Annotated in this window: 1 protein-coding gene and 2 pseudogenes; all 3 read right to left on the bottom strand. The window is 42.2% G+C overall.

Going from position 1 to position 1,097, the window contains the following annotated elements; all coding sequences use genetic code 11:
- Positions 1-226, bottom strand: a pseudogene (locus tag FC20_RS09545) (peptide ABC transporter substrate-binding protein); the annotation flags it as partial.
- A gap of 330 nt (positions 227-556) precedes the next feature.
- A pseudogene (locus tag FC20_RS10965) lies at positions 557-752 on the bottom strand (peptide ABC transporter substrate-binding protein); the annotation flags it as partial.
- Between the two features lies 1 nt (position 753).
- Positions 754-1,097 (bottom strand): ABC transporter substrate-binding protein (locus FC20_RS10960; protein ID WP_236697672.1); only part of this gene is annotated, 344 nt, incomplete at both ends.

Raw genomic sequence — 1,097 nt, 5'->3', positions numbered from 1 at the left:
AGCCCTTGCCTAAACGGTAAAGACCTTCCATAGTGTTGGACAGTTGGTTGAATGAGGTTACGTCAGTCGCCTTTGACATGTCCATAGTTGGAATTTCGGCTGAGTCCATCCACGTTAAGGTTTTCTTAGCACTTGATGATGAGGAATTATTAGAACCACATGCGGCTAAAAGGGCTGCTGATGCCAAAACGGTCGCACCAACGCTCAAAGTTTTAGATAACTTCATCTTTTTTCTCCTTTGATACATCCTAGTTTAGCAATCAGACGGGCTGGCGGGCCTTGAAAACTCGGAAGTCACGTCGATCCTTAATGTCTTTTTCATTATAGTTCTCATTTAGACCAATTTCAAGGAAGTAAGAGAAAAAGATGAAATGTTTTTTAATAAAACTCATTCTAAATGAGAATATCACGGACTTTTTTCGGGTAAATCAGAGTAAAAGTAAATAGTTAGACAAAAGTTAGCGTCTAACCGTTTACTAACAGTAAAAAGATTGCGAACAAATAATGACCAAAGAAAAAAAGAAGCACCGAAGTGCTTCTTTTTCTAATGTTCAAATTACTGGATGTAGGCGTCCTTGAAGTTCCAAGTACCACGGTTTTGGTATACGTCCTTCACAGTTGGGCGGATCAAGGCTGCGTTAGTGTTGTAGTAAAGTGGTGCTACACCAACGTTGTTCAAGAGAATTTCTTCGGCCTTAGTCAGGTCGTCCCAACGCTTGGAAGTTGAAGCAGTCGTCTTAGAATCAGCAACTNCAGGTCAAGGAAGGAAATTGGGTCGGCAAAGTCAGCTGACCAACCGGAAACAACGATGTCGAAGTTACCAGCAGTTGACCGTGACAAACGAGTCTTGAATGGCAGGTTTTGTACGCTTACGCTAACCTTGCCGCCGAAAGTATCTTCAAAGTTTGATTGCAGGAATTCAGTAGTCTTCTTACCGGAGTCAGTGTCGTCTGACAAGATCTTAAAGCTGAACTTGCTTACGCCGAGTTCCTTAAGACCCTTGTTCAAGTACTTCACAGCTTCACTCTTTTGAGTTGAAGTTGGGTAGTAAGCTTCAGCTGACTTGGAGATGCGCTTAGTGTAGTCTTCACCATTAA

Origin of the sequence: Lactobacillus equicursoris DSM 19284 = JCM 14600 = CIP 110162 (genome assembly GCF_001434815.1) — a bacterium.
GTDB lineage: Bacteria > Bacillota > Bacilli > Lactobacillales > Lactobacillaceae > Lactobacillus > Lactobacillus equicursoris.
The sequence above is the reverse complement of the archived record's forward strand: the minus strand, read 5'-3'. Positions and strand labels throughout refer to the sequence as shown.